Consider the following 25,801-nt stretch of genomic DNA (forward strand, 5'->3'; position numbering starts at 1 on the left):
AGTCAGCGGGCCCCTGTTGAGTAGCGGCCGGGCTCTTTGTCTTGCAACGCGGGCACGTAGGGAACAAACTCAGCATGCAAAACGTCAGGACTTCCCAGCTCAGACGCTGCCAACTCTTCGCCGGTCATCGCGTCATAAACACTCAAGCGGCCAGGCCATTCGAACCGCACCACAACCGCGCTTTCACCCTTACCCATGCGCTTTTGAAACAAGGGTTTTTTGATGTTTACCTTAGTGAAGGCGGCAGCCAGTCGCAGCCGTTGAACTGCGGCCTTTAAGGCTTGATCTTTGATGAATTGTGGGCCGGGGGTCATTTTTGTGCTCCTGCCTTGATGCGCACTTGAATCCAAGCGTCAATCTCGGAAGCCGGCCAGCACACGGCCCGGCGGGACAACTTCAAAGGGCGGGGAAATGCAGGCGGGTTGCGCCCCAGCATCTCGTAAATGCTGGACTTGCGTAGCCCCACGCGAGATTCAACTTCAGGGAGTCTTAGCAACCGTTCCGGATTGGATGCCGTTGGATTTGTTTGGATGTTCATGGGTTCCTTAGGTAAAGAACCGATGATTTATCGACTGACTCCCGTCATCTAGGCAAGAAACGGTTTCTTGCCGTGAGTACACGCTAACTTGTGCGCCTCGCCAAGAGATTGACTGCCACCGCAATAGGCGACGGATGCATGATTTCTTGATGCACCGTTACCTCTACGTTCTTTACTTCGCCCTGCAATGCCTCCGTCATACCAGACACCCAGTGCCAGGACCTCGCGCCGTCTTTGAGAACTGGGGTGTCGCCATGCTTTTTACATTCCACAGCAGTGCAAAGCCCAGAGGGAGAGGAAATCGATAAAAGACTTTGACTAAGTCCACGTTCGCGGGATCGCATGATTGCAGCGCGGACATGCGCCGTTTCGCTGATTCCTCTGCTGGCATCTTTACCGGCTTGTTCCCATGTGTCAACAATCCACTGTTCGGCCTTGGTTGCGGACTCGCCGCGCGAGTTCATTCGCCAGAACCTAGCAAGAAAAACCGCCGCATCCCGCGCTTCTTTTTTAGGCCGACCACCGGCCTTGACTAGTATGTATCCGTCGGGGAGCAGCGGTAAGTTCGTCTTTGTGTTTTGCATTCGCAGACCTTCAGGTGCTACCTTCATTCGGAGCCAACGCCAGGCGGGTGAAGGACTCCCGCTTTTTCCCCTTCCGGATCAGGCGCGGGGTAGGCGTGGCAAAAACAGTCGATCTCGGTGCAAATTGAAGCGATAGGGAATACATAACGGCCATTTGGTCAGACAGTGTAGAAATGCTCCAAGCTGCCTTCGCTGCGTCACCGCACTCTAAACCCATGTCCCCGAAAAGCGCCGTAGCCCTTGCCCCCGATACCGCGGCAATATTGGCGGGCAATGTCTCCAGTCCGCTGTCAGCATGTTTCTGAATGGCGTTCCTCATTTCATTGGGAATAGCCCCTCGATCATCGAGCGTTGTGAGCATCCCGGCAATATCTTTTAGTGGGGCATCGGCATTCAAGAACCATTGGTTTATAGAGTTTTACTACGCTGTTGGCCCAATGAAAGCTGGAAACCCAATGGTCATGCGGGTTTCCAGAGGTTTTAACTCATCACAGTAAGTCTTTGTTCACCCACAATTCCAATTGTGATTGGCGGCTGGACTGGAAACAATTGAGTTCGCCGGAAAACAGGCTTTTCAACAGCACGGATGAGGCCATCCATCAAGCGAGCCGTGTCGTTTAGGGCGATGAACCCGTCCAAACCCTTCAACAACAGGCCTACCTGATTTTCAGTCTTGACGGGCGGCTTCCGAGAAAATTGACCGACTCCAAAAGGCCCAAAGCGGGTGCTCATAGACACCGACCAAACGGCCGGTCTGTGCCCAAAGCCGAATTTGAGCGGTACGAATTCTATGCCCCGAAGCCGACATTGGCTGGCCGACGTCTACCCAGTGGACGGACAGCTGAATTGCAGCGGAAGTTGCGTGTCAAAAAATATCCGTACCTGGCCCCAAGCCGCACCCGACCCAAATCCGCTTTGACAAGCTCAAGCTGCCCACCCGGAAGCGGATACAGCGCATTGCTTTGGATTTTGGAGAAAGAACCTCATTACTTCGCCGGAAGCATCCGATCCAATGCGTCGGTGTAAATGCCGGCAGCGTGGTCAGTTGACCGTGCATGCCCGACGTTGTGAACGAGCCAGTGTTCGCTTAGCATTTAGAACTTGCTGAATGCGTGTGCCCTCGAAACAGAAGTGCATACCGAATGGTGCTTCATTTTCGTGAAGTGTTCCGTATGCCTCTCCTTCGGAACATTTCGATCATCACCCAATACCCGGTTGGCGCCTCGCTTTGACAAGTTACTATACATGAGTCTTTAAATAGCAAACACCGCAAGGTTCAAAGGTGCAGCACCTGGAGCGGTGACAAAACGGGAGCAACGCATGCGCTTTGGACTGCACGCCTATCACAGCACTAGCCGAAAGACAAAATCACCGGTTCGCAAGGATCTGGTGGTCTGGGCTTCCTCGCTTCTGACTGCACGGTAATCACGGACTTCGACGCCACCGTGTACAACACTCCCTATGGCCCTTTCGATGGCGACAGCTGGGAGCGTCTCTGCCAGCAGGTATTTAAGAAGAAGTTTGCGGTCGACGGATACCAGCACATCGTTGCTACACCCGGCGACTTCGGCCTTGAAGGATTCACAACAACCACAGGCTGTGGTTTTCAGTGTTACTGCCCGGACAAACTCCATCCGGTCAAGGACCTCCACGACAAGCAGCGCGACAAGATAACGCGTGACCTAAAAAAGCTAAAAACCTACGAAACAGCGTTGAGAGGCTTCCTGGGTTCGACGAGGTTACGTCGGTGGTACTTCGTGACGCCGACCGTCGCGAAAAATGACCTCCTTACGCATGCACGAACGAAGGAGGCAGAGGTAAGACAGTGGGGTCTCTCGATCCTGGCGCCAGACTTCGAGGTGCTCGTGCACGATGGCGACCACTACGCCGAGGAAATCCAAGACCTTCAACTAGCCTTGGGCCAAGCCATGGACTTTGGGGGGCTTTCGACGGCCCTGCCTCCGCTTGGCAGTGACCCAGAGGTGTACGAAGAAAACGTCTTACGGAAGACAAAGGCAAGGCTTAAAGGTCGCGTTGATACGATGAAGCTCGCCGAGAAGGTTGCCGGACTGCACCAGCGCACGTTGCGAGAGTTCCTTGAACATGATGCGCACTTCCGGCGCATCAACGAGCAGGCACCAACTGTTCACTCGCGCCTGGTAAGGCTTATTAATGGATTTGAAGCCCACGTCGTAGAGACCTGTGAGACGTGGGAGGGTGCGCCTCAGCAGCTCACTGAAAAGATTCGAGAAGGCCTGGCCGCGCGTATTACGAAGGAACTCGCGCCGCACATTGACGAGACCGAAGCTGCCCATATTGCTCGGCTCATGGTCGCGAGATGGATTGCCGTGTGTGAGCTCGACTATGGCTGAGCTCATCGCAGAACGGGGTCACCTTCGTTTTGAACGCCGCCCCTCGCCGGTTCTGGTCGAGCATCGTCCGCTGTACAAGATTTGCCAACTCATCCTTGTCCTCCATCTATCGTCACGAGGCGGCAAGTCCACGCTGCCGCGGTTGCATCTGTTCAACTGGGCGCTAAAGCGCGCCGACCGAATTCAGAAGTTGGTAGGTGCAGCAAAGGCGAAGGTGCTGCACATTACCGCATGGGGCTTCGACCCGGCCGTTGCCATTGCAATTCGCTTTGCCATAGCTGAAGAGCTTCTTCAGACGACATCCACCGGCTACCAAATCACCGAAAAGGGCCTGTCCCTCATCATTGAGGTGCTGAAGGATCCTGGCGCGTTCTCCACTGAGCGAACGTTCCTGAAGGAAATTGGCAAGGACATCACTGAGAACATGGTTGAAACAGTTGCGAGGGGATGGGAATCGGCATGAACATATTGGCCATTAAGCTACGGCTAGCTACCGAAACCGGAGACTTCGGTTTCCAATTTGTATTCAGTCGTGGATTGACAGTCATTCGCGCTAACAATTCCAGCGGCAAGAGCACTCTATTCAACTGCCTCATGTACGGCCTGGGTATGGAAGAACTCGTTGGCGGCAGAGGCGAAAAGGCCTTGCCGTATGCCGTCAAAGACTACTTCCTCCAAGGCGACGTGCGCGTCGAGGTTGTTGCGTCCGAGGTGTTCATCGAGCTCGAGAATTCTGCTGGTGAAAGCATCACGCTGAGGCGGGCGATCCGCGACACCGTCCGAAACCCAAAGCTTGTCGAAGTCTTCGATGTCGCTCACTTGACGGCAGGGACTGCGCTTGGCACCCCAAAGCCGACGTACCTCTTCGACTCAGGAAGTGCGCAGAAGCAGGAAGGGTTCCATCAGTTCCTTGAGAATTTCATGGGCTACCATCTTCCACAGGTTGCTACGACGTCCGGCGGGGTGGCCAAGCTTTATCTGCAGACAGTCTTTGCGGCGCTGGCGGTAGAGCAGAAGCGGGGGTGGACCGACTACATCGCCAACATCCCGTTCTTTGGGATACGTGATGCGCGAATTCGAGTCACCGAGTTCTTACTCGGGCTCAGCGTGTTTGAGCGTCAGGCCAAGCGCTCAGAGCTGGATGCGGAATCCATGGCAATCGACTCGGATTGGCGTCGAGCGTACGACACCCTGCGGCAAGCCGCTACAACCAATGGCCTTGTCATCGAAGGCCTGTCTGGGACTCCGACCGCTTTGCTTGATGCAGTGACGGTCCTGTTCGTGAAGTCGAACGGTAAGTCGCAAACATCACTTATTGAGCACGTCAGTCAAATATGGTTGGAGCATGCAGAACTCGGCGCGAAGGCTGCAGCATATGGCAAGGCATCCGGCGCAGAAGCCCTCCAAGAGCTCGAGTCCGCGACTGCGGAGCTTCAACTACTGAGTGTCTTGCATGAGCGGGCTACCACCAACCTCACGCTGCAGAGAGCGTCGTTGGTCGAGTTGCGTAATCTGCTCGCGGAAGCCAACGAGGACTTGGATCGCAACAAGACCGCGCTCAAGCTACGAGTCCTTGGCGCGCAGATGGAAGTGGAGGTAGCGTCTGACCATTGCCCGACGTGCCATCAGTCCGTCGACGATACGCTGTTGTTCGGCATCGTTTCTGGCCCTCAGATGGACCTGAGCACCAACGTTGAGTACCTCGAAAGCCAACGTCGCATGCTACAGCGTCAAATTAACGGCGCGCAGGAAGAGATTCGTCAATCAGAGATTGCAGTGATGGACGTAGCCGGTCGCCTCGCGGCCAAGCATGACTATCGCACCTCGTTGCGCGGCGATGTGAGCACTGGCGCGACAGAATCACGAGCCATCGTGCGTCGCCAAATTCAGATTGAGCTGGAACTGTCAAATCTCCAGGCATTCGAAACCCAGGCTGGGACCCTACTTGAAGCTCTTGGTGAGGTCGCCAAACGGCTCGCAACCAACCAAGCCGCTCGAAGAGGTCTTCCCAAGGATGCATACAGTCCGGAAGACCGTTCCAGAATTACTCTCTTTGAGAAGAACTTTCGCGGCAATGCGAGCTCGTTCGGCTACGAGAGTGCTGAGATTGCGGACATCCGCATTAGCCTAGACACGCTGACCCCCATCCTCTCTGAACTTGAGCTGCGGGAAATCAGGTCCAAGGTCCAAACCAGCCTTACAGCGGACTCGAGCGCCAGCGACTTCGTGCGCCTAATTTGGAGCTACCTGCTCGCGCTTTACCAGACGTCGACGATGCGAGGGTTTGAAGGACATCACCCCGGGTTCCTCCTCATGGATGAACCCGGTCAACACTCAATGCGCTCCAGCAGCCAACACGCGTTGCTGCAGTTACTGAGCGGCGCAACGGGCTTGCAGTCAATCGTTGCAGCCTCGTTTGACGAGAATGAGTCGGTGTTCCTCGAAGCGACTGCCGGCCTCGACTTCAAGCTCATCCGATGGGAAGGCAAAGTCATTCAGCGCCTCTCGTAGGCTTCCCGAGACTGACTGAGAGCTTGTGCCTCGTCGCAAACAGGCTCGCCGGATCGACGAGAGGAAAAATACTGCTTCAGCGAGGTTGAGCGCCTGCGACATCCAGCGCGCGCCGGGTGCTGAAGTCAATGCTAGACCCGTCAGTTCGAACGACAAAGAAGCATGACGTGTGACCTGGGTGGTCACGATCCATACGCTTCTCGAAGTGCGAAACTCCTGGGCCGATCTTGGTTGGTTGCCCTGCAGGAATGACAGAGTCATAGACCGCGAGTAACGCTTCCAGGTCGGCATTGTCTGAAGCGTCTCGCACTCGGTCCCCGTCGGCATAGCGCGCGAGCATCGTCTTGAAATGGTCAACGGCGTTGCCCTTCTTGGACCAGCTTCGGCCGTTGGGCAAACTGATGGGAACTGATTTGGCCATGGTCACTCGCTTGTCCTGAGGACGGAAGTTGGAACACGCATAGATCCCAGCCAAGAACTAGGCCGGCCATACGACCTAAAGCATGTCGGGACGCATTGACTCAAGAGTGGACGCAAGAGTCGTCTTACCCAGCCTGCGAAGTCCTCTTACAAGGGACTTCAGTAGGTTGGTTTTTGAGAGTAGATTATCCACGCTCAGACGCAGGCCATCGGCCTCCGCATGGTTATTTTTTTCCTGGGCCAAAAGGCCGTCATATTGCTCCGGAAGATTGCCGTCACGCCCCAAGTAATAGATGGTATCTGCGTCGGCGATTTCTTCCGGCGATAGCGTCTGCAGGATCACATTGCGTGCAGCGGTCTTTCGTTCGAAGTACAAGCGAGTGTCTTCCCAATCTCGTTTTCCAAAATAGTCCACGCCAAGTTTTTCGTCTGCTCTTGGGCGGACGGGGTGAACCGTTGACCACTGGTCTATGAGCATGCGAGCGCTTGCATCTGTGAGGTGCGTCAGTATTGTCTCTACGCCTAGCTGCGCGCTCATCTCCCGATTAGCCTGGATCGCATCAAGAGCGGTGCAGAACTTCTTTCCGCTCAGTTTGTATCGTTCCTGAACAGACTGTTTAGCCGTTGTGAAGGAGGCTGAACTCCACTCCGTCCGTGGTGGAAGCATCCTTGCGATGCTCATTAGGTCCATCCGAGAACACTCATCTGTATGCGATCCCAACGTGTTTTCGGCGCATAGTCTCAGCAAATGATTTTTCAAGTCTCTAAGCACTTTTTGAAGAACGACCAAGCTATTTCGAATGACTTGGATATTGGCTAAAGGCTTGTCTTCTAGGCTCGGATTCCCTTCGACATCTGTGGCAAATCGCAGTTGCTGGCCATCGTCGTCAATCGACGCCAGGCTCATGATGTAAGGCTGCAGTTCACTTAGGTGTCTCCGAATCGCCTCATCGCCAATGCTCGCCTGTTGAAGGTGCTGCCAGTGCGACGCGATGTCATGGTTGACAGCGTGGCTCACTTTAAGAATTCCAGCCGCCAGCAGTCGAGTCATCGCGAATTTCAACGAAAGCTCGACCCCATGGCGCGCGTTGTAAAGGATCGGAAGAACAAGCGTATCCCTGGCAACAAACATTTCCTTCTCAAGGATTAGATTCGCTAGCGCGAGTGCCGCGTCGATGAATCCATCGACGTAGTTCTCTTCGTCCCCCTGCGGCCCAATACACGCGTTCCATGTTCTGTCGACAGGAATGCTGAAGAATGGGTCAGGCCTGGCCGCCGGGGGGTTTTCTGGTTGGGTCATGCCATATTGTCTCTGCTGGGCAACAGACATCCATCAGAATTTTGCGAGTCCGGCATGCGGTCTAATGCCAATCAGGACAACCTCAGTCCGTGAAAATCATCGCAACGGCGCCAAGGCTTCGCGAAGAACCGTGGGTGGACTGCGGTGTTGTACGGTGAACTGATCTCGTTGAATGGGCTGGCGCGACTTAGTGGACGTCTCGAAAGCAGACAACCGCCAACGTCTGGACCTGGCCTTGGATTCAACCGGTCGACGCAACAAGTTGGCTGAATCGTTCAGCAGGCGTTTCGTAGTCTAGAGTTTTCCTTGGACGTTCATTGAGCTTTCTCGCAATGGCATTGAGCTGTGCCTGTGAGTAATGCGAGATATCAATCCCCTTGGGGAAATACTGCCGTAACAGTCCGTTTGTATTTTCATTGCTCCCACGCTGCCAAGGACTATGGGGATCACAGAAGTAAACACTGATATCGGTGGCCAATGTAAAACGCTTGTGGTCGGCCATTTCATGACCCCGATCCCAGGTTAGCGACTTGTAGAGCTCCTGAGGCCGCTTGCGTGCGTTTTTGATGAGTGCATTGATGACCGTCTCGGTATCACTGCGTGCCACCTTCACCAGCATGACGTAACGCGTCTGGCGCTCCACCAGTGTCGCAATCTGATTATTGAGACTCCCAAAAAGCAAGTCGCCTTCCCAATGGCCTGGTACGGCACGGTCTTCCACTGAGGCTGGGCGCTCACTGATCGATACGGTGTTGGTGATCTTGCCGTGGTTGCCTGTCTTTTGCGTGTGGTGACGCGAACGGCGCATGACTCTCGTGCGTCTCAGATGTTGCAGTAGCTCTTTCTTCAATGCACCACGGGCTTGAATGAATAGGCTGCGGTAAATGGTTTCGTGTGGCACGTGGTAGTCCTTGTCGCACGGGTAAGTATGCTTGAGCCATCCTGCGATTTGCTGGGGTGCCCACTGGTATTGGAGCTTGCGTGCCACGATGTTGGCCAGCCTTCGCTTCTCCACCAGTTTGCAAGTCTTGGGGCGACACGCCCGATCCCAAGCCGCCTGCTCGGCCTGGGTCGCACGGTAGCAGCCTTGACCACCGTTGCGCTGGATCTCGCGACTGATGGTGGATGGAGCGCATCCAAGCTGGCAAGCAATTGACCGGATCGACTGTCCCGCTGCCAAGGCGCGTGATATCTCTTCGCGTTCAGATAGGGTTAGCGCAATTGGGGAACGACAACGCTGCGGCGGACGTATGCCACCAGTTTCCGCCAGGACGCCACTGACAGATGAGTGGTTTCGATCAAATAACTGGGCGATTTGTTGAAGGGATTCACCCTTCTTCCAACGCTCCCACATCAGAGCCTTCTGGCTCTCAGAGTAGTAAATCCTGGGTCTTTGTTTCATCTGCAACACTCCTTCTGCTCACGCAGAATTTAAGGTGTTGCGTCGACCGGTTGAATCCAAGGTCGGGAGGAGACATTGGCAGTCGTAGACCCTATGACCGCTTCCGCCCACTTTGCTGCCCATCGGCCGTTGACACCCGTCCAATAAGAAATGTCAAACTCTCGTATTACGAAGGTTGGGCCAACAGTGCAGGAAAACCCGGTTTAAAGTAGGCGCAGTCATTTTCAAAGCTCCGTTTTTTCGCCGGGGGGGGTTGTACCCAAGAGAACCCCTCTCGCGCCGAATTCCAGATAGGTGCATGGTCTGCCAACAAAGCGCAAAGAAGGCCGGGTATGAATGGCGGACAAGGAGTAGCTGAATGAGAAAAGAGAGATTTCATTTTCATCATATGAAAGTGCTCTCACTTTGTTCTCAGATTGCCCTCACTTTGTCATCACTCCCAATCGACCGCAAACCCGCATCGTTGCTAGGTTCTTGCGGTTTGCCCTCAGTGCCCAGTGTTTTCAGGCAGTAGCAACCGGGTTCAGGCTTCAACACCTAAACAAATGGGCGCAAAAAAACCGCCCTTCGTTGCCGTGGGGCGGTTTGCCGGGGCTGGGTTGACGATCAGGCGGCCCGCTGGGGCATCTTGATCACGTTTCCGGCCTTTCTCCCGTCTAGGTAATCAGCCCACCACTGCATCAAGCGTTCACGATCCTTCAGGTACGTGGATCGGTGATAGGCGGCCCGGATTTCGTTCGCTTCTTTGTGGGCGAGTTGCCTTTCGATCACATCAGGATTCCAGCCGCATTCATTGGCCACCGTGGAGAACAACGCCCGGAACCCGTGGGCGGTCGCCGTGTATTTGTAGCCCATGCGTGCCAGGGCTGAATTGAAGGTGTTCTCGCTCAGAGGCTTGCTTCGATAGACGGGGCTAGGGAACACCAAAGCACAATCGCCGCTCAGCGGTTTCATGAATTGCAAAATCTCCACCGCTTGTGCTGACAGTGGAACCCGGTGTTCAGTGCGCATCTTCATGCGCTCCGCAGGTATGACCCACAGCGCCGCATCAAGGTCGAATTCTGTCCACAGTGCCCCGCGTGTTTCACCTGGTCGGGTTGCGGTAAGAATCATGAAGCGCAACCCGTGAACGGTCGTGGGGTCGCCTTCGTATGCGGCCAGCTTGGGAAGGAATTCGGGCAACTCCTTATCAGTCATCGCGGCCCGGTGCTGCACAGTGCGTGGCTTCAGCACCTCAGACGGCACTAGGTCAAGCATGGGATTTGCCTCGATCCGTTCATGAATCACAGCCCACCGATAAACCGCCTTGACCCGCTGTAACACCCGCCCGGCTTGGTCAGCCGCCCCCCGGGCTTCGATCTTTTTCACCGCTGCCATGATTTCGCCGGGTTTGATGGCTGCAAGCGGCCTCGAACCCAGTGTTTTGAAAATGTCGTTTTCCAGCGTGGCACGGATACGCCCCGCCGTTTCAGTATCCCAGCGTGCGGCCTGGTGCTTCATCCAGTCGCGGGCCACCGCCTCAAAGGTGTTGACGGTCTCGAAAGCGGTTTTCGCTTTGTCGACCCTGCGAAGTTCGCCGGGGTCGCTGCCATCTTTCAGAGATTGCCGGGCCTTGGTCGCCAATTCGCGGGCATCCTTCAGGCTCACGCCGGGATAGACCCCGAAGGCAAGTCGTTTTTCTTTGCCGCCATAGCGGTACTTCATACGCCAGTACCGGCCCCCGGCCTTGGTCAGTTCCAAATAAAGCCCGAAGCCGTCCGAGTGTTTGCCGGGTTCGGTCAGGTTGCGCAGTTGCGCGTCAGTCAATGGCATGGAGGTATCCTTCGCAGTCTGGGGGCACAAATGGGGGCATATTTCGCCATCATACGACCAAGGACTAGCATTCATGCGGGTTAGCGACCGGTCTGCGTGTGCGGCCCCGGCACCATCTAATGCTTTCATAAAGTATCAGAAGCTCTTAAAACCCGCCTCCGTCATTGGAGAGCGGGTTTTTTCTTGTCTCAAGCGATCTCACGGGATAGCAGGCATACCGTCTTAGAGACGGCATATTTGACGGTATGTCGAAATACCGCCAACCGAGATACCGTCAGACGGGGGCAATATGGCACTCAACGCCACCTATATAAAGAACAGCACCAAGCACTCTGGAGCCCCTGCGGGTGACAAGCACACTGACGGCGGCGGCATGTACCTGTTGGTCAAGGCCAGCGGCAAGTATTGGCGTATGGATTACCGCTTTTGTGAAAAGCGTAAAACGCTGGCGCTGGGCGTATTCCCGGCAGTTTCGCTAGAAAAGGCCAGACAACGGCGAGACAAGGCGCGCGAACTCCTGGCAGAAGGCCTTGACCCGAATGTTGCCAAGCAGGAAGCAAAAGTGGCCAACGCTGCAGTAGTGGCAAACACTTTTGAATCAGTTGCCCTGGAGTGGATGGAGAAGACCGCTGCAGAACGCAATGCAGGCACCCAACTCAAACGAAAAACATGGCTCGAAAAAGATGTCTTCCCGTTTATCGGAGCCATGCCCATTTCCAAAATCGGACCGCGTGACGTGCTGGGCGCTTTGCGCGTCATGGAAGGTCGGGGGCATTGGATGCCGTAGCAACGGGCAGTGCAGAACGCGACGTGACACAAGACCTCAAAGGAGCATTGACGACAGCAACCCCCACCCATTTTTCAGCCATCACCGAGCCCAAACAGGCCGGTGAATTGATGCGCTCCATCTTCGATTACAACGGCCACCCTTACACCGTGGCGGCGCTCAAACTGCCCCCCACTGCTGTTTGTGCGCTCCGGCGAACTTCGCAAAGCAGAATGGATCGAGATTGACCTCGAAACGGCTGAATGGCGCATCCCGGAATGCCCTACAGGCCCGCCAGTCAGTCGCCAATCGGACACCCTCAAGGGTTTGCCCTATGCATGCGATCGGTTTGAACGACAAGAATGACTTCCATTCGGTCATTCATTCTTTTTGGTGAAGGAGGCTCTGGTGGAATATGTGACGCCTACGGGTACTTTCCAACCTGTGATCATCGAGTGGGTGATCGCCGAGGGAGAAATACCGCCTGATGCTGCGCGGCACACTGAAAACGACTTCTTCGAGCGCTTCGATGTCATGCGCTTCGCCACTCGCGAATCCGCCAGCCAGGTCGGACAAGAACGCTCGCTGCAACGGCGCAAAAGCAGGCGCTTGTTCGTTTTCATTTCACGGGGCTTTGAAGGCGAAGCCGCTTTACATCGGAACCTATCGAAGACTTTGCAGTGCTGCCATAGCGAGATCGCCGCGCAATGGCCCCAAAAACACACATTCGATTTTCAACGCGACTTCGCGCTGGCCGGGCTCGACATGAGCGCGACCCTCGTCAAGTTGCAATAGGGTCGAAAGACCCACCCTGCCCGACAAGGGCGCACAACTGGAGACGCGATAATGGCAAGACATTTCGGACAGACGACATTCCCGCCGCAGCGCATGGGCCTGCGTGTTCTAGCTGCCAGCGTGGCATTGTTTGCCGCGGGTACTTTGCATGCCCAAGAAACCTTCAAGATCGGCGTGGTCAGCTTCTTGTCCGGTCAGGCGGCCGAAAGTTTCGGTATCCCGGCGGTCAACGGTGCAAAGGCGCTGGTGGAGGCTTTCAACAAAGGGCAGGCGCCTGCACCCTACAACAAGACAGGTTTCGGCGGCATGAAGCTGGAGGCCGTCTACATTGACGAGGCGGGTGGTGCGACCAAACAGGTGCAGGAGCTTCGCAACCTCTACGACCGCGAGAAAGTCGATGCCGTGGTCGGTTATGTCAGCTCCGGTGACTGCCTGGCGGTTGCACCGGTGGCCGAGGAGATGAAGCGCTTTCTGATCCTCTATGACTGCGGAACCCCGCGTGTCTTCGAGGACGGCAAATTCAACTATGTGTTCCGCACCGCCTCACACGCAACCATGGACAATGTGGCGCTGGCCCGTTATCTGAAAGCCAAGAACATCAAGGTCAACAGCTTCAACATGATCAACCAGGACTATGCCTGGGGTCAGGATTCGAAGAAGGACTTTGCACTGTCGATGGAAAAGCTGTTCCCGGACGCCAAGGCAGGCCAGGACCAGTTGCCGAAATTCGGCGCAGGACAATACGGTACTGAAATCTCGTCGCTGATGAGCAAGACGGCCGACGTGACCCACTCCAGCCTCTGGGGCGGTGACCTGCAAGCTTTCATTCTGCAAGCCGGTCCGCGCGGATTGTTCAAGCGCACGCAAGTCCTGTTGTCGGCCGGTGATCACGTGCTGCCAGGCCTGGGCGACAAGATGCCTGACGGCACCATTCTCGGTGCCCGCGGCGCATATGGCCTGATGTCGCCTAAATCGGCGCTCAATGACTGGTGGTGGGATCTGTACTCCAAGGCCAACGGCGTCTATCCCGTGCAGGCTCCGTACCGGATGGCGCAGGCATTGCTCGGCCTGAAGCTGGCGGTCGAAAAAGCCACTGCGGCCAACGGCGGCAAAAAGCCGAATTCGGAGCAGTTGGCCGCCGCGCTGAAGGGCTCGGAATGGGCCTCTCCGGCCGGCAAGATCAGCATGGCCCTGGCCGATGGCCATCAGGCCATCCAGGAAACCGCGATCGGCAAGACGCGATATGACGCCGCCAAGAAAATGGTGATGATCGACGACATCGTCCGTTTCCCGGCCGAATGTGTCAATCCGCCGTCCGACATGAAGTCGGAGGACTGGATCAAGGCAGGTTTCCCTGGCGCCAAAGGCTGCCCTTGACCCTGTAAGCGCCTTCAGGCGCGATTTGAGCTGAGCCTCGAAGCGCGTCTGACTCTCGACATGCCCCACCCGGACCGCACACCATGCCCGCCATCTCAACCATCCTGATTGACGGCCTGACCTACGCGTCATGGCTGTTCATCGTCGCACTCGGGCTCACGCTGGTGTTCGGCGTGCTGAAGATCCTGAACATCGCGCACGGCAGTTTCTACGCCCTCGGAGCCTATACAGCGGCCAGCTTTGTCGGCTGGAGCGCCAGCATGAACTGGGCCCCCGTCTGGTCATTGTTGGCGATGCTGCTGGCTGCTGTTGCGGTGGCCGTCATCGTCGCGCCACTGATCGAGCGTGGACTGCTGCGCTTCTTCTATGGCCGCGATGAGGTCCTGCTGGTGCTGGTGACCTATGCCATGTTCCTGATTCTGGAGGACGTGACCAAGCTGGTCTGGGGCGCCAATCCCTATTACGTGTCCGAACCCTATTCGCTGTTCGGCAACGTCGATGTCGGCGTGCAGAGTTACGTCGGCTACGAGTTCGCGTTGATCGGCCTTGCCGCGGTCGTCGGCCTCGCCGTCTGGTGGGGACTGAACCGCACCCGCCAGGGCAAGATCGTGCTGGCCGTGATCCACAGTCCGGAGGTGGCGTCGAGTATGGGCGTCAACGTCTCGCGGGTTTACATGGTGTCGTTTTCAATCGGCATTTTCCTCGCGGCTCTGGGCGGCGCCTTCACCGCACCGATGATCTCTGTACAGCCGGGCGTGTCGGTTGGCGTGGTCATCGTCTCCTTCGCGGTCGTGATCATCGGCGGGCTGGGCAGCATCCAAGGTGCAGCCATCGGTGCGCTGCTCGTCGGCCTGGCGCGTTCGCTGGCCGTGCACATCGCACCAGTGGCTGAACTGTTCTCGATATATGTCGTTATGGCGGTGGTGCTGATGTTCCGGCCTGAGGGCTTGTTCCAGCGCATTCAGGCCCGGAAGATCTGACATGACGGCCATTCTTCCTGCGTCGAAGACTGCGCCTGGGGCAGGTCATGGACGGCTTATCCTGATCGCCGCCGTCACCTGCGTCGTGCTCTCGCTGGCCGGCCTGTTGATGCCGCGCTGGCTCAGTTTCCTGCTGATCATGTCTGCAGCCAACGGCCTGGTCTCCCTGGGCATCGTCGGCCTGATGCGCGGTGGGGTTGTTCCGTTCGGCCAGGGCATGATGCTGGCCGCCGGGGGATACGCTGCAGCGCTGGCCTACAACCACCTGGGCTTTACCGATGCACTCGGCATGGCTTTGATCGGAGGCGTGGCGGCAGCGCTGATTGCCTCGCCGTTCGCGCCGCTGTTGTCGCGCTACCGCGGCATCTTCTTCGCGATGCTGACCCTGGCCTTGTCGATGGTGACCTACGGTTTGCTGATGAAGCTCGACATGCTCGGCGGCTCGGACGGCTTCAATGTCGGGCGGCCGACCTTGTTCGGCCAGGAACTGGCCGATGGCCGCGTCGTCTACACCTTGTATGTACTGGCGATAGTTCTGGCTACCACGATGGCACTGCTGGCGCGGATCTTCTTCGACAGCACACGCGGACTGGTTACGCTGGCCGTCAAGGAGAACGAACTCCGGGTCGAGTACCTCGGCGGTTCGGTGCGCCAGGCCATGACCATCAATTTCATCCTCGCAGCCTTCTGCGGCGGCATTGGTGGCGCACTCGCGGTGATGGCGCTAGGCCACATCGAACCGAACTTCAGCTTCTGGACCACCTCGGGTGAATTTGTCTTCGTCGCCATCCTCGCCGGTTGGCAGAGCGTGGCTGCGGTCTTCATCGCCAGCACGTTGCTTGAAGTGGTGCGTTCCTTTTCGAGCGCCTATTTCCCGAATACTTGGCAGCTGGTGCTGGGCATTTTCCTGCTGCTGGTGATCCGTTTTCTGCCGGGTGGCATCGGTTCCTTGTGGATGGGAAGAAAACGCAAATGACCACACTTCTCGAAGCCCACGGTGTCAACAAGCGGTTCGGCGCCGTGGTGGCCGCTGAGGACATCAATATCCGCATCGCCAGCGGCGAACGGGTTAGCCTGATCGGCAGCAACGGCGCCGGAAAGACGACCTTCGTCAATATGATTACCGGCTACCTGAAGCCGGATACCGGCCGCATCACGCTCGCCGGTCACGACATCACCCCGCTGGCACCCCGCATCATCACCCGCCTGGGCGTGGCGCGTTCGTTCCAGATTCCGCAGCTGTACGGCGATTTGAGCGTGCTCGACAACATGCTGGTTGCCAACGCCTGTCACGACGACAAACTCAGCTTCTGGCAGCCGGCGCGGCGTCCGGAAGCCATTGCGCGGGCGGAAACCCTGCTCGAACGCTTCCGCCTCGGCGAACACCGCGACCGCCGTGTCGCCGAATTGCCCGGTGGCGTGCGCAAGCTGCTCGATATCGCCATGGCCATGACGGGCCGACCCAAGCTGCTGCTGCTCGACGAGCCGACCAGCGGGGTCTCTGCCGAAGAAAAGTTTCCGATGATGCAGACGATCATGGACGCACTCGGCCACGAGGCAGAAACCACGGTGCTGTTCGTCGAACACGACATGGACATCGTCGAGCGCCACGCCAGCCGCGTGGTGGCCTTTTATGCCGGGCGCATCATTGCCGACGATATACCGTCCATCGCACTGAAAGCCGATGACGTACGCCGCTACGTGACCGGCGAACTGCTGCAGGAGTGAAGAAGCGATGCCTCCCCCCGAAGGATTCTCATGCTGAAAATTGAAGGCCTCCACGTCGCCATCCAGTCGGTCGTGGCTTTGCGCGGCCTGTCGATGGAAGTGGGTGACGGCACCATGGTGGGCCTGATTGGCCGCAACGGCGCTGGCAAGACGACGCTGTTGCGCACGGTGATGGGCCAGCTCAAACCGAGCGAGGGCTCGATCACCTTCAACGGCCAGGACCTCGGCCAGCTGCCGCCGCACAGCCGGGCCGGTCTGGGCATCGGATACATGCCAGAAGACCGTGGCCTGGTGCCCGAACTGACGGTTGAGGAAAACATCCTGGTCCCGGTCTGGGTCAACAAGACCTTGAATATCGAAGAGCGTCTGGCGCTGGTCTACCGCGTCCTGCCCGAACTCATCGAAATGCGGGAGCGGCGTGCGCTGTTGCTCTCTGGCGGACAGCAGAAGCTGGTTGCACTGGCCCGCGCGATGGCGATTGGCACGCGTTTGCTGTTGCTCGACGAACCTTTCGAAGGGGTTGCACCCGCACTCTCGAAACGCCTGGGCGAAGTCATCGCCGGCATGAAAGGCAGTGAAATCTCGGTGTTGATCGCGCAAAGCGACCTCAACCATTCGCGTCGTCTGGTGGATGCCGAATTTGTCATCGAACGCGGCGCCAATGTCGCGCCGGCCAGCGTCTGAAGAAAATACTATGAACCACTGGCTGGGCTATCCGGTGCCACCGATGCACCTTGAGGCGCTGTATGGTGACCGATTGGTGCGCTGTTTTGTCGAGAGACCGATTAGCCTGTTCGCGATGTTCGAGGCTTCGGTCGCGCGTGCGCCGGATGCCGAGGCCATCGTTTACGACGGCCAGCGCTGGAGCTACGCCCAATGTGAGCGGGCGACCCGGCTTCTGGCTGGGCGGCTCGCTGCGCTCGGCGTGCAACGCGGCGATCGGGTCGTGATGCTGATCGACAACCGGCCCGAATTCATCGTCACGCTGCTGACCGTGCAAAGACTGGGGGCGATTGCCGTACCGGTGGGGGCGCGCGAGCAGCGGCCGGGACTTGAATACATCATCGGCCAATGCGGCGCGGCAGCGGTGGTGGTTGATGCCGCCCTGGAGGCGCGTTTGCCCGAGCCGGGCCAGAGCGCGCTGCACACAAGCGCAGCTGCAGCGTCCGCCGCGATGGTGCGTCTGGTGATTGGCGACGGGGCCGACGAGATCTCGATGGTGAATTTGCTCAGTGCAGAAGAAGCCGGGGATGACTTGCCCGCAGCCGAAGTCGCCGAAACCGCTACGGCGGTGATTCTCTACACCTCAGGTACGACGGGCCATCCGAAAGGCGCGATGCTGACCCATCTCAACATCGTGCATTCGTGCCTGCACTATGAGGCCTGCATGCGGTTGCAGGCAAGTGACCGCTCCGCGCTCGCCGTGCCGGCCAGCCACGTCACCGGCTTGCTCGCCTCCATCGCCTCCATGTTGAAGGTCGGTGGCGCAATCATCATCACGCCACCGTTCAAGGCCGAAACCTTCATCGCCACGCTGGCAGCCGAACGTGTTACCCATACTTTGATGGTTCCGGCCATCTACAACCTGTGCCTGCTGCACCCGAGCTTCGCCAGTGCCGATCTCAGCGCCTGGCGCATCGGAGGCTACGGCGGTGCGCCGATGCCGGTGGCAACCATCGATGCGCTGACCGAGCGGCTGCCCCGGCTCACGCTGCTCAATGCATATGGCTCGACCGAGGCCACCTCACCGGCGACGATGATGCCGGCCGGCCAGACCCGCGATCACGCCGACAGTGTGGGCGTCGTCCTGCCAGCCGCCGACATCCGGGTGATGGACGATGCCGGCCGCGAATTGCCGGCCGGAGAAACCGGCGAGTTGTGGATCGCAGGGCCGATGATCGTCCCCGGCTACTGGAACAACCCTGAGGCCACAGCCGCCTCGTTTACCGCCGGCTACTGGCATTCGGGCGACCTGGGCTCCATTGACGGCGCGGGGTATGTACGGATCTTCGACCGCAAGAAGGACATGCTCAATCGCGGCGGCTTCAAGATCTATTCGGTCGAGGTCGAGAATGTGCTGATGGCCTGGCCCGGCATGGTGGAGGCGGCGATCGTCGGTCGTCCCTGTCCGGTTCTTGGCGAACGCGTCCATGCTTTCATCCATGGACCATCGGCAGACAAGAACGACGCAGCGTTATGTGCCTTCATTGCGACCCGTCTGGCCGATTACAAGGTTCCGGAGACCATCACCTGGTGCGATACGCCGCTGCCGCGCAATGCCAATGGCAAACTAATGAAACGATTGTTGCGCGAACAATTGGCGACGATGATTTGAACCTGTGTTCTGCTGGGCTGGGCGAATTTACTACCCGGGTCGCGAGCACTATTTCATCCTTGGCGTGTGCAGTCGTTCCCGCGATCTAGTCTGGCGGGCCTCGGTCGAGTGACTGGTCTTGGGGGCCGAGCGTTCGCTTGAGGTCTAGCTCCGCGAATGACTGGTTGAAGCTCTCGCGAACGCACAGGCGTCAAGCTCGAATGTATGTGATCGGCCTAATCGCGACGATGACCACTGAACTGGTGGTGGTCGTCACTCGCTTTCGTAGACAAATTTAAGCTTCCAGTTCGAAGCTGCTCGAACGCCAGCGGGCTCAGTTGATCTAGGTGACTGTGCTTGCGGAATCGATTTTAAAAACCCTCGATGTAATCAAAAATATCTGATTGGGTTCGACCCTGAGCACCGCACGGCTTCCGACGCGGAGCAATAATCCACTCCAGTGGTTAAATCGTCAAATGGCACTCATCTAGCGGGAGGTCAGACACTCCACATTCAAACTGCATTAAAAGGGAGACACCAAACCAATTGATGGTATTTTTCGCGTCCCGTGTGATCATGTTCCCGTCCGCAGCTGGCCCTTATTCAAAGCTCGCCAGTTGATGCGGGGCGTGATTGCGTCCTTACAAGGAGAGAAGACGTCATGAGTCAAGTCCATCCCTGCGCCCGAACCACCCCTCGCACACGCGCTGAGATAAGGACCTCGCCCGCTGGTGCCAGTGCGCTGGCCGACCGATACAACATCACGCCCGCCACCGCTCGCAAGTGGAAAGAGCGCGAAGATTCAGAGGATCGCTCCCACCGCCCGCGTACGTTGAAGACGACGCTCAGTCCAGCGCAGGAGCAACTTGTTGTCGAGCTTCGGCGCACAGTTCTACTGCCCCTGGACGACCTGCTGGCGATCACCCGCGAGTTCATCAATGCCGCTGTTTCACGCTCAGGCTTGGACCGTTGTTTGCGCCGCCATGGCGTCTCCGATCTGAAAGGCCTGCTGCCACAAGTTGAGGGGGAGCCTGCGCCACTGAAAACCTTCAAGGACTACGAGCCTGGATTCATACACATTGACATCAAGTACCTGCCGCAGATGCCTGATGAGACGAAGAGGCGCTACCTCTTTGTGGCCATTGATCGAGCGACACGGTGGGTCTATTTCCACATTTACAACGACCAGACTGACGTCAGCAGTACCGATTTTTTGTGCCGGTTGAGAAAAGTCTCGCCCATGAGAATTCAAAAGATTCTGACTGACAACGGAAGTCAATTTACCGACCGTTTTACAGCCAAGAGCAAACAAGCCACGGGCAAGCATACGTTCGACATCAGCTGTGCCGAGATGGGTATCGTGCATCGCCTGTCGCCCCCACGCCATCCGCAAACCAATGGCATGGTGGAGCGCTTCAATGGGCGCATCAGCGACTTGGTTAAGCAAACACGTTTCGCATCAGCGGCTGAGCTGGAGGCGACTCTGACGCTCTATTTAAAGACCTACAACCACCATATCCCGCAGCGGGCTTTGAAGCACCAAACACCTATTCAAGCTTTGCAGAAATGGCGCGCAGGAAAACCTGATTTGTTTGCCAAGCGAGTTTATGAACAGGCGGGACTTGACAGGTATTGACTCAGTTGAAACGGAAACTACCTAGCACTCCTGCAGGTTTTCTTAGATTACTCGAGTCAAGACTTACACCAAAGATAAAGCCGCATTGTTGAAGAACAATGCGGCTTTTTTCTTGTGCGCTTACAGCCCTTCGTTCACCGTCGGGTAAGCCAATTTCAAGCGCAGTTCGCGCTTCATGCGGGTGCTGTCCATGCGGCGGGACTCGCTCATGAAACTTAGCAGCATCAAGGACAAGTGCTGCGAGGCCGTGCTTCTGGGAACGCGCGGGGGGCGGGGCAAACCGTATTTATCGGCAGCCAGATCAAAGTAGTCGCCCATTTTCAGACAGGTGTCGTCGTTGACGTTGTAGATGCGCTGAGGCTTGGCGCGCCACAGCGCTGCGATGCAGGCCCTTGCTAGGTCGGCGGCGTGGATGTGGTTGGTGTACACGTCATCCTCAGCCTGCAACACAGGCGTGCCCTTGAGCAGGCGGGCATGCGGGGTGCCGCCAACGCGGTCGCGGGCGTAGATGCCGGGAATGCGCAAGATGCTGCTACGCACGCCGCTGGCCCGGCCGAAAAATCGCACGGAGTTTTCAGCATCAATTCGTCGCTTGGCCCTTGGTGTATCTGCGCAAGTAGCTCTTGTTTCAATAGCAAAATCACCCTGGCAATCGCCATAGACACCGCTGGTGGACCCATACACCAGGGCGACGGGCAGGCTGCGCAGACGAAGCAGGCGGGTGAGCGCCAAGGTGCGGGGGTCGCCCCAGCCTTCGCTGGGAGGCGGCGCCAGATGCACCACACGGTGGGCAAGCCCGGCGAGCCGACGCAGGGTGGCTGATTCATCCAGATTACCAAGCAACGGGGTGATGCCCGCTGCGCGCAGGGCGTTGGTGCGGTCGGCACTGCTGGTCAGCGCGAGCAGTTGCACTCGCCCCTTCAGACGAGCCGCCACGCGCAGGCCCACATCGCCACAACCGACGATCAGAATGCGCTGCCGGCGAAAGCGGGCAGGCAGTGCGCCGGGCCGCGTGGCGTACAGATGGGGATGGGGGCTTTGAATTGAAGGCAAAATCGAGGGCTTCCAAGCGTTACAAGCCCCAAGGATACAGAAAACATGACGAGCACCGACAGCGCAGCACAGGGGTTTCAGATCTCGATTCAACCCAGTGGACGGGCCTTTTCCAGCCAAGCGGATGAAACCCTGCTGGCAGCAGCCATTCGCCAAGGCATTGGCTTGCCTTACGGCTGCAAGGATGGGGCTTGCGGCTCTTGCAAGTGCAAAAAAATAGAAGGCAGCGTGACCCACGGCCCGCACCAAAGCAAGGCCTTGAGCCAAGAGGAAGAAGCAAACGGCCTCATTCTGACCTGCTGCGCCGTGGCACAAAGTGATGTGGTGCTGGAGTCCCGCCAGGTAACGGCTGAAGGGGCGTTTCCGATCAAGAGAATGCCCACCCGTGTGAGCCTGATGGAGAAGCAATCAGATGATGTGATGCTGGTCAAGCTGCAACTGCCGGCCAATGACACGTTTACCTTCCACGCCGGGCAGTACGTGGAATTCATTTTGCGCGATGGCGCGCGCCGCAGCTACTCCATGGCGAACGCACCCCACACGATGCCGCAGGTCGGCGGAATTGAACTGCACATTCGGCACATGCCGGGCGGCAAGTTCACCGACCATGTGTTTGGTGCCATGAAAGAGAAAGAGATTTTGCGCATTGAAGGCCCTTATGGCAGCTTCTTTTTGCGTGAAGACTCGGACAAACCCGTTGTGCTGCTGGCATCGGGAACCGGGTTTGCGCCGATCAAGGCCGTGCTGGAGCAAATTCAACACAAAGGCATCACCCGCCCGGTTGCACTGTATTGGGGCGGACGGCGCCCGGCCGACTTGTACATGGACGCTTGGGTCAAATCCCTGCTGGCCGAGCTGCCCAACCTCACCTATGTGCCCGTGGTGTCCAACGCTCTACCTGAAGACGGCTGGACCGGACGCACCGGTTTTGTGCATCAAGCCGTGTTGGAAGACACGCCTGACCTCTCCGGCTATCAGGTTTACGCCTGCGGCGCACCCATCGTGGTGGATTCGGCCCAGGCCGACTACCTTGGTCAAGGCGGCTTGCCAGAGCATGAGTTCTTTGCGGACGCCTTTGTCACCGAAGCGGACAAGGCGGCCGAGCCAGCCTAAGCCAGAGCCTCAGTGAAAAAAGCCGCATGAAATACATCTGCGGCTTTCTTTTGGGCGCCCCAACAGGCGGCGATCTCAAGAGCGTTTCCCCGCGTTATTCGACCTTGGCGCCGGCCTCAAACCACTGCTTGATCAGTTGGCGCTCGGCGTCTGTGATGCCCGTGGCGTTGTTCATTGGCATTTGGCGGGTGACAACAACCTGCTGGTAAATGTTTTGGGCGTGGGTGCTGACGCCCTGCGGGGTGTCCAAGCGAACATTCTTCATTTGCAACTGCTCGCCATGGCACTGGTAACAGCGCTGGGCCAACACTGCCTGTACCTTTTGATAGTCATTTTGAGCTGTGCCCCCTGAATTCACTGCAGGAGCAGCTACTGAATCAGTAGCATTTACCACGGTATTGACAGGCGCTTCAGGCTTGAGCCAGACGATAACGGCGACGATGGTCAACACACCGACCAGGGCGTAGGGCAGCGGGTTGCCATTGCGACCCAGCTTGTAGCCATGGCGCATGACAAAAAACTGGCGAATCGAGGCGCCTGCAAACATCATCAAAATCAGCACCAGCCAGTTTTGCGGGTGACTGTAGGTAAAGCTGTAATGACCGCTGAGCATGGCGAACAGCACGGGCAGAGTGAAGTAGGTGTTGTGCACGCTGCGCTGCTTGCCGCGCTTGCCGTGAATGGGGTCCACCGGCTGGCCTGCCTTGATGGCGGCCACCACTTTTTTCTGCCCCGGAATGATCCAGAAAAACACGCTGGCGCTCATGCTGGTGGCCAGCATGGCACCCACCAGCAAAAAGGCTGCCCGGCCCGCAAACCATTGGCAAGCCAGCCAGGACGCCAGACACACCAGCAGAAACACCAGACCACCGACGATGGCGTCGCCGTTCTTGCGCTGGCCAAAGACGCGGCAAATCACGTCGTACAGCACCCAGAACACCACCAAAAAGGACAAAGCCACGGCGATGGCAGTGGCGGGCGCCCAGTCCATGCGTGACTTGTCGATCAAATAGGTGCTGGCACTCCAGAGGTAGGACACGGTGAACAGAGCGAAGCCGGACAGCCAGGTGCTGTAACTTTCCCAGTAAAACCAGTGCAGGTGCGAGGGGAGCTTGGGCGGCGAGACGTTGAACTTGACCGGGTGGTAGAACCCGCCGCCGTGCACGGCCCACAGTTCGCCGCTGACGCCCTGCCTCTTCAAGTCATCATCCACCGGCGGGGTGAGGCTGCTGTCCAAAAAGACGAAGTAAAAAGAAGAGCCAATCCAGGCAATGGCGGTGATGACATGCACCCAGCGCAGCAGCAGGTTGGCCCAGTCGAGGTAGTAGCTTTCCATCAATATCAGCCTTGTAGGCACCCGCTTGGGGCGCCAGAGTTCATCAGCTTGCTCACCACTGCGGGCGCTGTAAGCAAGCAAAGCGTCGCGAACATGGACTTGCCAGGCAAGCCCCGCTCCGCTGCGACGTCGGGTCAAAGTGTATTCAGTTTCGATTGATCAGCATCAATCACCGGGCTGCACGGGCAGGTTTTGCAAGATCTGTGCCGCCACCGCCACGGCGATGACCTCGGGTGCTTTGCCGGCGATGCCGGGCACACCAATAGGGCAGGTGACATGCGCCAGCTCCGATTCCGAGAACCCTCGCTCTGCCAACCGGTGCCGAAACGCGGCCCACTTGGTGCGGCTGCCAATCAAACCGATGTAGGGCAAATCACCCCGCTCTCGTTGGCGCAGTAGACAAGCCGCCACCACTTCGAGGTCTTCGGCGTGGCTAAAACTCATGATGAGCACCTGAGACCCCGGCGCTAGCGACGCGGTGGCACTCTGTACCGGATCAGAATGCTCACACACCACGTTGGCGGGTACCTGCTCAGGAAAGACCTCGTCGCGGCTGTCAATCCAATGCACGGCCACCGGCAATTGGCCGAACACCCTGACCAGCGCGTGGCCCACATGGCCCCCGCCAAACAGGGCCACCGGGGCGCCGGGTAAATCCAGCCGGTGCTTGAGGCTTGCCAGATCGGGCGCGCTGACCCGTTCAAACTGCAACTGCACGTCACCACCACAGCACTGGCCCAGCGACGGCCCCAGGGCATAACGAATCACAGCCTCGCCCGGGGCGCCGGCCAGTCGCTTGCGGGCTTCGGCCAGCGCCTGAAACTCGAGGTGCCCGCCGCCAATGGTGCCGACCATGCCCCGCTGGAACACCGCCATCCAGGCGCCTTTTTTTCGGGGAACTGAACCCCGCGAGGCCAGCACCGACACCAGCAGAGCGTCTTCCTCGGTCAATCGTTTTGCTAAATCATCAAATGCAGTCACAAAGCACTACTTTCTTTCGTGATGAACCCCGCAGGGCGTGGTATTTTTCGGGCACAGTATGCACCTCGGTTTTGGCGCCAGCCAATTCCCCACTCGAACCATCGATCCAGCCCTGACTCATGAACATCACATCATCGCGCCACGCCTTGCTTCGGACAACCGCCACCGGCCTGTTGGTGGCTTACCTGGGCGGCTGTGCCTCACCTCCTGCTGGACCTGGCCCTTCTGCACCGCAGCGCTTGCCGGATGCGCCGATGGCCGTCCCAGCCACGGCACCATCGCCTCTGTATGAAACCACCGGCGGCCGGACGTCCGGCGCCGCCAATCCGCGCGACTACCGGCGGGACGCCGCTGACCACCTTTACGGCCAGAACACCAACCGGATTTTCAAAGGCAAGATGCCGCCGCTGCTGTACGCCATTGGTGTGTTGCAGGTGGATGTGGATGGTCGGGGCCGGGTCACCGCCACCCGCTGGATGCGCGCGCCCAGTCATGCGCCCGAGGTCATGGCCGAGATTGAGCGCACCGTCCGCCAAGCCGCGCCTTACCCGATTCCCGCTCGCATGGGCCATGTGACCTACACCGACACCTGGCTGTGGCACAAGAGCGGGCAATTCCAGCTCGACACCTTGACCGAAGGCCAGTACTGACCTTTGAGCGGGCTGCTCACGCTGCCCCGCCGCCCGACCTGGCCAGGGGCTGAACTCACCCAAATTGAATTTCGTTTGCGCGACGGCCTGGTCGCCAACGTGACCCACACTGCGCATAATGACAGCCATAGGA

General features: G+C 58.0%; 26 protein-coding genes. 15 read left to right on the plus strand and 11 right to left on the minus strand.

From position 1 onward, the window contains the following. Window positions 1–2 precede the first annotated feature (2 nt). The 4 genes from J8G15_RS09760 to J8G15_RS09775 all read right to left on the minus strand — a co-directional run bounded on the left by J8G15_RS09760 (window position 3) and on the right by J8G15_RS09775 (window position 1,519). A complete protein-coding gene (locus tag J8G15_RS09760; protein ID WP_210547279.1) occupies window positions 3–314 on the minus strand; it encodes a hypothetical protein in 312 nt (103 codons plus the stop codon). Beyond that, window positions 311–538, minus strand: a complete 228-nt coding sequence (locus J8G15_RS09765) for an AlpA family transcriptional regulator (RefSeq protein WP_210547280.1) — start codon at window positions 536–538, stop codon at window positions 311–313. Before J8G15_RS09765 ends, J8G15_RS09760 begins: the two co-directional genes overlap by 4 nt. Before the next feature lie 83 nt (window positions 539–621). Next, window positions 622–1,122, minus strand: coding sequence for a hypothetical protein (locus J8G15_RS09770; protein WP_210547281.1), 501 nt, complete (start codon window positions 1,120–1,122; stop codon window positions 622–624). A 10-nt stretch (window positions 1,123–1,132) separates the two neighbouring features. Then, on the minus strand, window positions 1,133–1,519 hold the full coding sequence (locus tag J8G15_RS09775) for a hypothetical protein (RefSeq protein WP_210547282.1): 387 nt from the start codon (window positions 1,517–1,519) through the stop codon (window positions 1,133–1,135). 1,048 nt (window positions 1,520–2,567) lie between these two features. Here J8G15_RS09775 and J8G15_RS09780 point away from each other — a divergent pair. Genes J8G15_RS09780 through J8G15_RS09790 form a run of 3 tightly spaced genes read left to right on the plus strand, consistent with a single transcriptional unit; the run spans window position 2,568 to window position 6,005 of the window. Beyond that, the gene (locus tag J8G15_RS09780) at window positions 2,568–3,494 is read left to right on the plus strand and encodes a hypothetical protein (protein WP_210547283.1); all 927 of its coding nucleotides are present in this window, start codon (window positions 2,568–2,570) and stop codon (window positions 3,492–3,494) included. Then, window positions 3,487–3,957: a hypothetical protein gene (locus tag J8G15_RS09785; protein ID WP_210547284.1), complete on the plus strand. Its 471-nt coding sequence runs from the start codon at window positions 3,487–3,489 to the stop codon at window positions 3,955–3,957. Before J8G15_RS09780 ends, J8G15_RS09785 begins: the two co-directional genes overlap by 8 nt. Continuing rightward, complete coding sequence (locus J8G15_RS09790; protein WP_210547285.1) at window positions 3,954–6,005, plus strand: ATP-binding protein; 2,052 nt, start codon at window positions 3,954–3,956, stop codon at window positions 6,003–6,005. The genes J8G15_RS09785 and J8G15_RS09790 overlap by 4 nt, the downstream gene beginning before the upstream one ends. A 76-nt stretch (window positions 6,006–6,081) precedes the next feature. Here the strand turns inward: J8G15_RS09790 and J8G15_RS09795 are convergent, their stop codons facing one another. The 4 genes from J8G15_RS09795 to J8G15_RS09810 form a co-directional block, all read right to left on the minus strand. Next, window positions 6,082–6,426 carry a DCL family protein gene (locus J8G15_RS09795; RefSeq protein ID WP_210547286.1) on the minus strand — a complete coding sequence of 115 codons (345 nt, stop codon included), beginning with the start codon at window positions 6,424–6,426 and terminating at the stop codon, window positions 6,082–6,084. Window positions 6,427–6,501: 75 nt separating this feature from the next. Beyond that, entirely contained in the window at window positions 6,502–7,725 is a 1,224-nt protein-coding gene (locus J8G15_RS09800; RefSeq protein WP_210547287.1) for a DUF3775 domain-containing protein, read from the minus strand. 241 nt (window positions 7,726–7,966) lie between these two features. Then, window positions 7,967–9,127 carry an IS30 family transposase gene (locus J8G15_RS09805; RefSeq protein ID WP_210547288.1) on the minus strand — a complete coding sequence of 387 codons (1,161 nt, stop codon included), beginning with the start codon at window positions 9,125–9,127 and terminating at the stop codon, window positions 7,967–7,969. A 606-nt stretch (window positions 9,128–9,733) separates the two neighbouring features. Further along, a complete protein-coding gene (locus J8G15_RS09810) occupies window positions 9,734–10,939 on the minus strand; it encodes an integrase arm-type DNA-binding domain-containing protein (RefSeq protein WP_210547289.1) in 1,206 nt (401 codons plus the stop codon). A 289-nt stretch (window positions 10,940–11,228) separates the two neighbouring features. Here J8G15_RS09810 and J8G15_RS21525 point away from each other — a divergent pair, with 289 nt between their 5' ends. The 10 genes from J8G15_RS21525 (at window position 11,229) to J8G15_RS09855 (ending at window position 20,535) form a co-directional block, all read left to right on the plus strand. Beyond that, window positions 11,229–11,726 (plus strand): integrase arm-type DNA-binding domain-containing protein, encoded by a 498-nt coding sequence (locus J8G15_RS21525; protein ID WP_240538506.1) that lies wholly within the window; start codon window positions 11,229–11,231, stop codon window positions 11,724–11,726. After that, a complete protein-coding gene (locus J8G15_RS21530) occupies window positions 11,714–11,953 on the plus strand; it encodes a hypothetical protein (RefSeq protein ID WP_240538507.1) in 240 nt (79 codons plus the stop codon). Before J8G15_RS21525 ends, J8G15_RS21530 begins: the two co-directional genes overlap by 13 nt. A 160-nt stretch (window positions 11,954–12,113) precedes the next feature. Further along, window positions 12,114–12,500, plus strand: coding sequence for a hypothetical protein (locus tag J8G15_RS09820; RefSeq protein ID WP_210547290.1), 387 nt, complete (start codon window positions 12,114–12,116; stop codon window positions 12,498–12,500). A gap of 51 nt (window positions 12,501–12,551) precedes the next feature. Next, entirely contained in the window at window positions 12,552–13,877 is a 1,326-nt protein-coding gene (locus tag J8G15_RS09825) for an ABC transporter substrate-binding protein (protein ID WP_210547291.1), read from the plus strand. An 83-nt stretch (window positions 13,878–13,960) separates the two neighbouring features. Further along, complete coding sequence (locus J8G15_RS09830) at window positions 13,961–14,857, plus strand: branched-chain amino acid ABC transporter permease (protein ID WP_210547292.1); 897 nt, start codon at window positions 13,961–13,963, stop codon at window positions 14,855–14,857. 1 nt (window position 14,858) lies between these two features. After that, window positions 14,859–15,833 carry a branched-chain amino acid ABC transporter permease gene (locus tag J8G15_RS09835; protein ID WP_210547293.1) on the plus strand — a complete coding sequence of 325 codons (975 nt, stop codon included), beginning with the start codon at window positions 14,859–14,861 and terminating at the stop codon, window positions 15,831–15,833. Next, complete coding sequence (locus J8G15_RS09840; RefSeq protein ID WP_210547294.1) at window positions 15,830–16,585, plus strand: ABC transporter ATP-binding protein; 756 nt, start codon at window positions 15,830–15,832, stop codon at window positions 16,583–16,585. The genes J8G15_RS09835 and J8G15_RS09840 overlap by 4 nt, the downstream gene beginning before the upstream one ends. A 30-nt stretch (window positions 16,586–16,615) precedes the next feature. After that, window positions 16,616–17,269 (plus strand): ABC transporter ATP-binding protein, encoded by a 654-nt coding sequence (locus J8G15_RS09845; RefSeq protein ID WP_210547295.1) that lies wholly within the window; start codon window positions 16,616–16,618, stop codon window positions 17,267–17,269. A 10-nt stretch (window positions 17,270–17,279) separates the two neighbouring features. After that, a complete protein-coding gene (locus J8G15_RS09850) occupies window positions 17,280–18,920 on the plus strand; it encodes a class I adenylate-forming enzyme family protein (RefSeq protein WP_210547296.1) in 1,641 nt (546 codons plus the stop codon). A gap of 640 nt (window positions 18,921–19,560) precedes the next feature. Further along, window positions 19,561–20,535 carry an IS481 family transposase gene (locus J8G15_RS09855; protein WP_210547297.1) on the plus strand — a complete coding sequence of 325 codons (975 nt, stop codon included), beginning with the start codon at window positions 19,561–19,563 and terminating at the stop codon, window positions 20,533–20,535. Window positions 20,536–20,655: 120 nt separating this feature from the next. Here J8G15_RS09855 and J8G15_RS09860 read toward each other — a convergent pair whose 3' ends face one another. Beyond that, window positions 20,656–21,588: an NAD-dependent epimerase/dehydratase family protein gene (locus J8G15_RS09860; protein WP_240538508.1), complete on the minus strand. Its 933-nt coding sequence runs from the start codon at window positions 21,586–21,588 to the stop codon at window positions 20,656–20,658. Between the two features lie 45 nt (window positions 21,589–21,633). Here J8G15_RS09860 and J8G15_RS09865 point away from each other — a divergent pair, with 45 nt between their 5' ends. Continuing rightward, the gene (locus tag J8G15_RS09865; protein WP_210547298.1) at window positions 21,634–22,701 is read left to right on the plus strand and encodes a CDP-6-deoxy-delta-3,4-glucoseen reductase; all 1,068 of its coding nucleotides are present in this window, start codon (window positions 21,634–21,636) and stop codon (window positions 22,699–22,701) included. A gap of 94 nt (window positions 22,702–22,795) precedes the next feature. Here the strand turns inward: J8G15_RS09865 and J8G15_RS09870 are convergent, their stop codons facing one another. Next, window positions 22,796–24,037 (minus strand): urate hydroxylase PuuD, encoded by a 1,242-nt coding sequence (locus J8G15_RS09870; RefSeq protein WP_210547532.1) that lies wholly within the window; start codon window positions 24,035–24,037, stop codon window positions 22,796–22,798. 165 nt (window positions 24,038–24,202) lie between these two features. Beyond that, window positions 24,203–25,018, minus strand: coding sequence for a xanthine dehydrogenase accessory protein XdhC (gene xdhC / locus J8G15_RS09875; protein WP_210547299.1), 816 nt, complete (start codon window positions 25,016–25,018; stop codon window positions 24,203–24,205). Between the two features lie 119 nt (window positions 25,019–25,137). Here xdhC and J8G15_RS21535 point away from each other — a divergent pair, with 119 nt between their 5' ends. Further along, on the plus strand, window positions 25,138–25,668 hold the full coding sequence (locus J8G15_RS21535; RefSeq protein ID WP_240538509.1) for a hypothetical protein: 531 nt from the start codon (window positions 25,138–25,140) through the stop codon (window positions 25,666–25,668). Window positions 25,669–25,801 lie beyond the last annotated feature (133 nt).

Source organism: Rhodoferax sp. PAMC 29310, assembly GCF_017948265.1.
Lineage (GTDB): Bacteria > Pseudomonadota > Gammaproteobacteria > Burkholderiales > Burkholderiaceae_C > Rhodoferax.

What these genes read in the sequence shown, in the direction of transcription:
- J8G15_RS09760 (WP_210547279.1), bottom strand. Translation starts at nt 314, where the DNA reads ATGACCCCCGGCCCACAATTCATCAAAGATCAAGCCTTAAAGGCCGCA.
- J8G15_RS09765 (WP_210547280.1), bottom strand. Translation starts at nt 538, where the DNA reads ATGAACATCCAAACAAATCCAACGGCATCCAATCCGGAACGGTTGCTA.
- J8G15_RS09770 (WP_210547281.1), bottom strand. Translation starts at nt 1,122, where the DNA reads ATGCAAAACACAAAGACGAACTTACCGCTGCTCCCCGACGGATACATA.
- J8G15_RS09785 (WP_210547284.1), top strand. Translation starts at nt 3,487, where the DNA reads ATGGCTGAGCTCATCGCAGAACGGGGTCACCTTCGTTTTGAACGCCGC.
- J8G15_RS09790 (WP_210547285.1), top strand. Translation starts at nt 3,954, where the DNA reads ATGAACATATTGGCCATTAAGCTACGGCTAGCTACCGAAACCGGAGAC.
- J8G15_RS09795 (WP_210547286.1), bottom strand. Translation starts at nt 6,426, where the DNA reads ATGGCCAAATCAGTTCCCATCAGTTTGCCCAACGGCCGAAGCTGGTCC.
- J8G15_RS09800 (WP_210547287.1), bottom strand. Translation starts at nt 7,725, where the DNA reads ATGACCCAACCAGAAAACCCCCCGGCGGCCAGGCCTGACCCATTCTTC.
- J8G15_RS09805 (WP_210547288.1), bottom strand. Translation starts at nt 9,127, where the DNA reads ATGAAACAAAGACCCAGGATTTACTACTCTGAGAGCCAGAAGGCTCTG.
- J8G15_RS09810 (WP_210547289.1), bottom strand. Translation starts at nt 10,939, where the DNA reads ATGCCATTGACTGACGCGCAACTGCGCAACCTGACCGAACCCGGCAAA.
- J8G15_RS21525 (WP_240538506.1), top strand. Translation starts at nt 11,229, where the DNA reads ATGGCACTCAACGCCACCTATATAAAGAACAGCACCAAGCACTCTGGA.
- J8G15_RS09825 (WP_210547291.1), top strand. Translation starts at nt 12,552, where the DNA reads ATGGCAAGACATTTCGGACAGACGACATTCCCGCCGCAGCGCATGGGC.
- J8G15_RS09830 (WP_210547292.1), top strand. Translation starts at nt 13,961, where the DNA reads ATGCCCGCCATCTCAACCATCCTGATTGACGGCCTGACCTACGCGTCA.
- J8G15_RS09835 (WP_210547293.1), top strand. Translation starts at nt 14,859, where the DNA reads ATGACGGCCATTCTTCCTGCGTCGAAGACTGCGCCTGGGGCAGGTCAT.
- J8G15_RS09840 (WP_210547294.1), top strand. Translation starts at nt 15,830, where the DNA reads ATGACCACACTTCTCGAAGCCCACGGTGTCAACAAGCGGTTCGGCGCC.
- J8G15_RS09845 (WP_210547295.1), top strand. Translation starts at nt 16,616, where the DNA reads ATGCTGAAAATTGAAGGCCTCCACGTCGCCATCCAGTCGGTCGTGGCT.
- J8G15_RS09850 (WP_210547296.1), top strand. Translation starts at nt 17,280, where the DNA reads ATGAACCACTGGCTGGGCTATCCGGTGCCACCGATGCACCTTGAGGCG.
- J8G15_RS09855 (WP_210547297.1), top strand. Translation starts at nt 19,561, where the DNA reads ATGAGTCAAGTCCATCCCTGCGCCCGAACCACCCCTCGCACACGCGCT.
- J8G15_RS09865 (WP_210547298.1), top strand. Translation starts at nt 21,634, where the DNA reads ATGACGAGCACCGACAGCGCAGCACAGGGGTTTCAGATCTCGATTCAA.
- J8G15_RS09870 (WP_210547532.1), bottom strand. Translation starts at nt 24,037, where the DNA reads ATGGAAAGCTACTACCTCGACTGGGCCAACCTGCTGCTGCGCTGGGTG.
- J8G15_RS21535 (WP_240538509.1), top strand. Translation starts at nt 25,138, where the DNA reads ATGAACATCACATCATCGCGCCACGCCTTGCTTCGGACAACCGCCACC.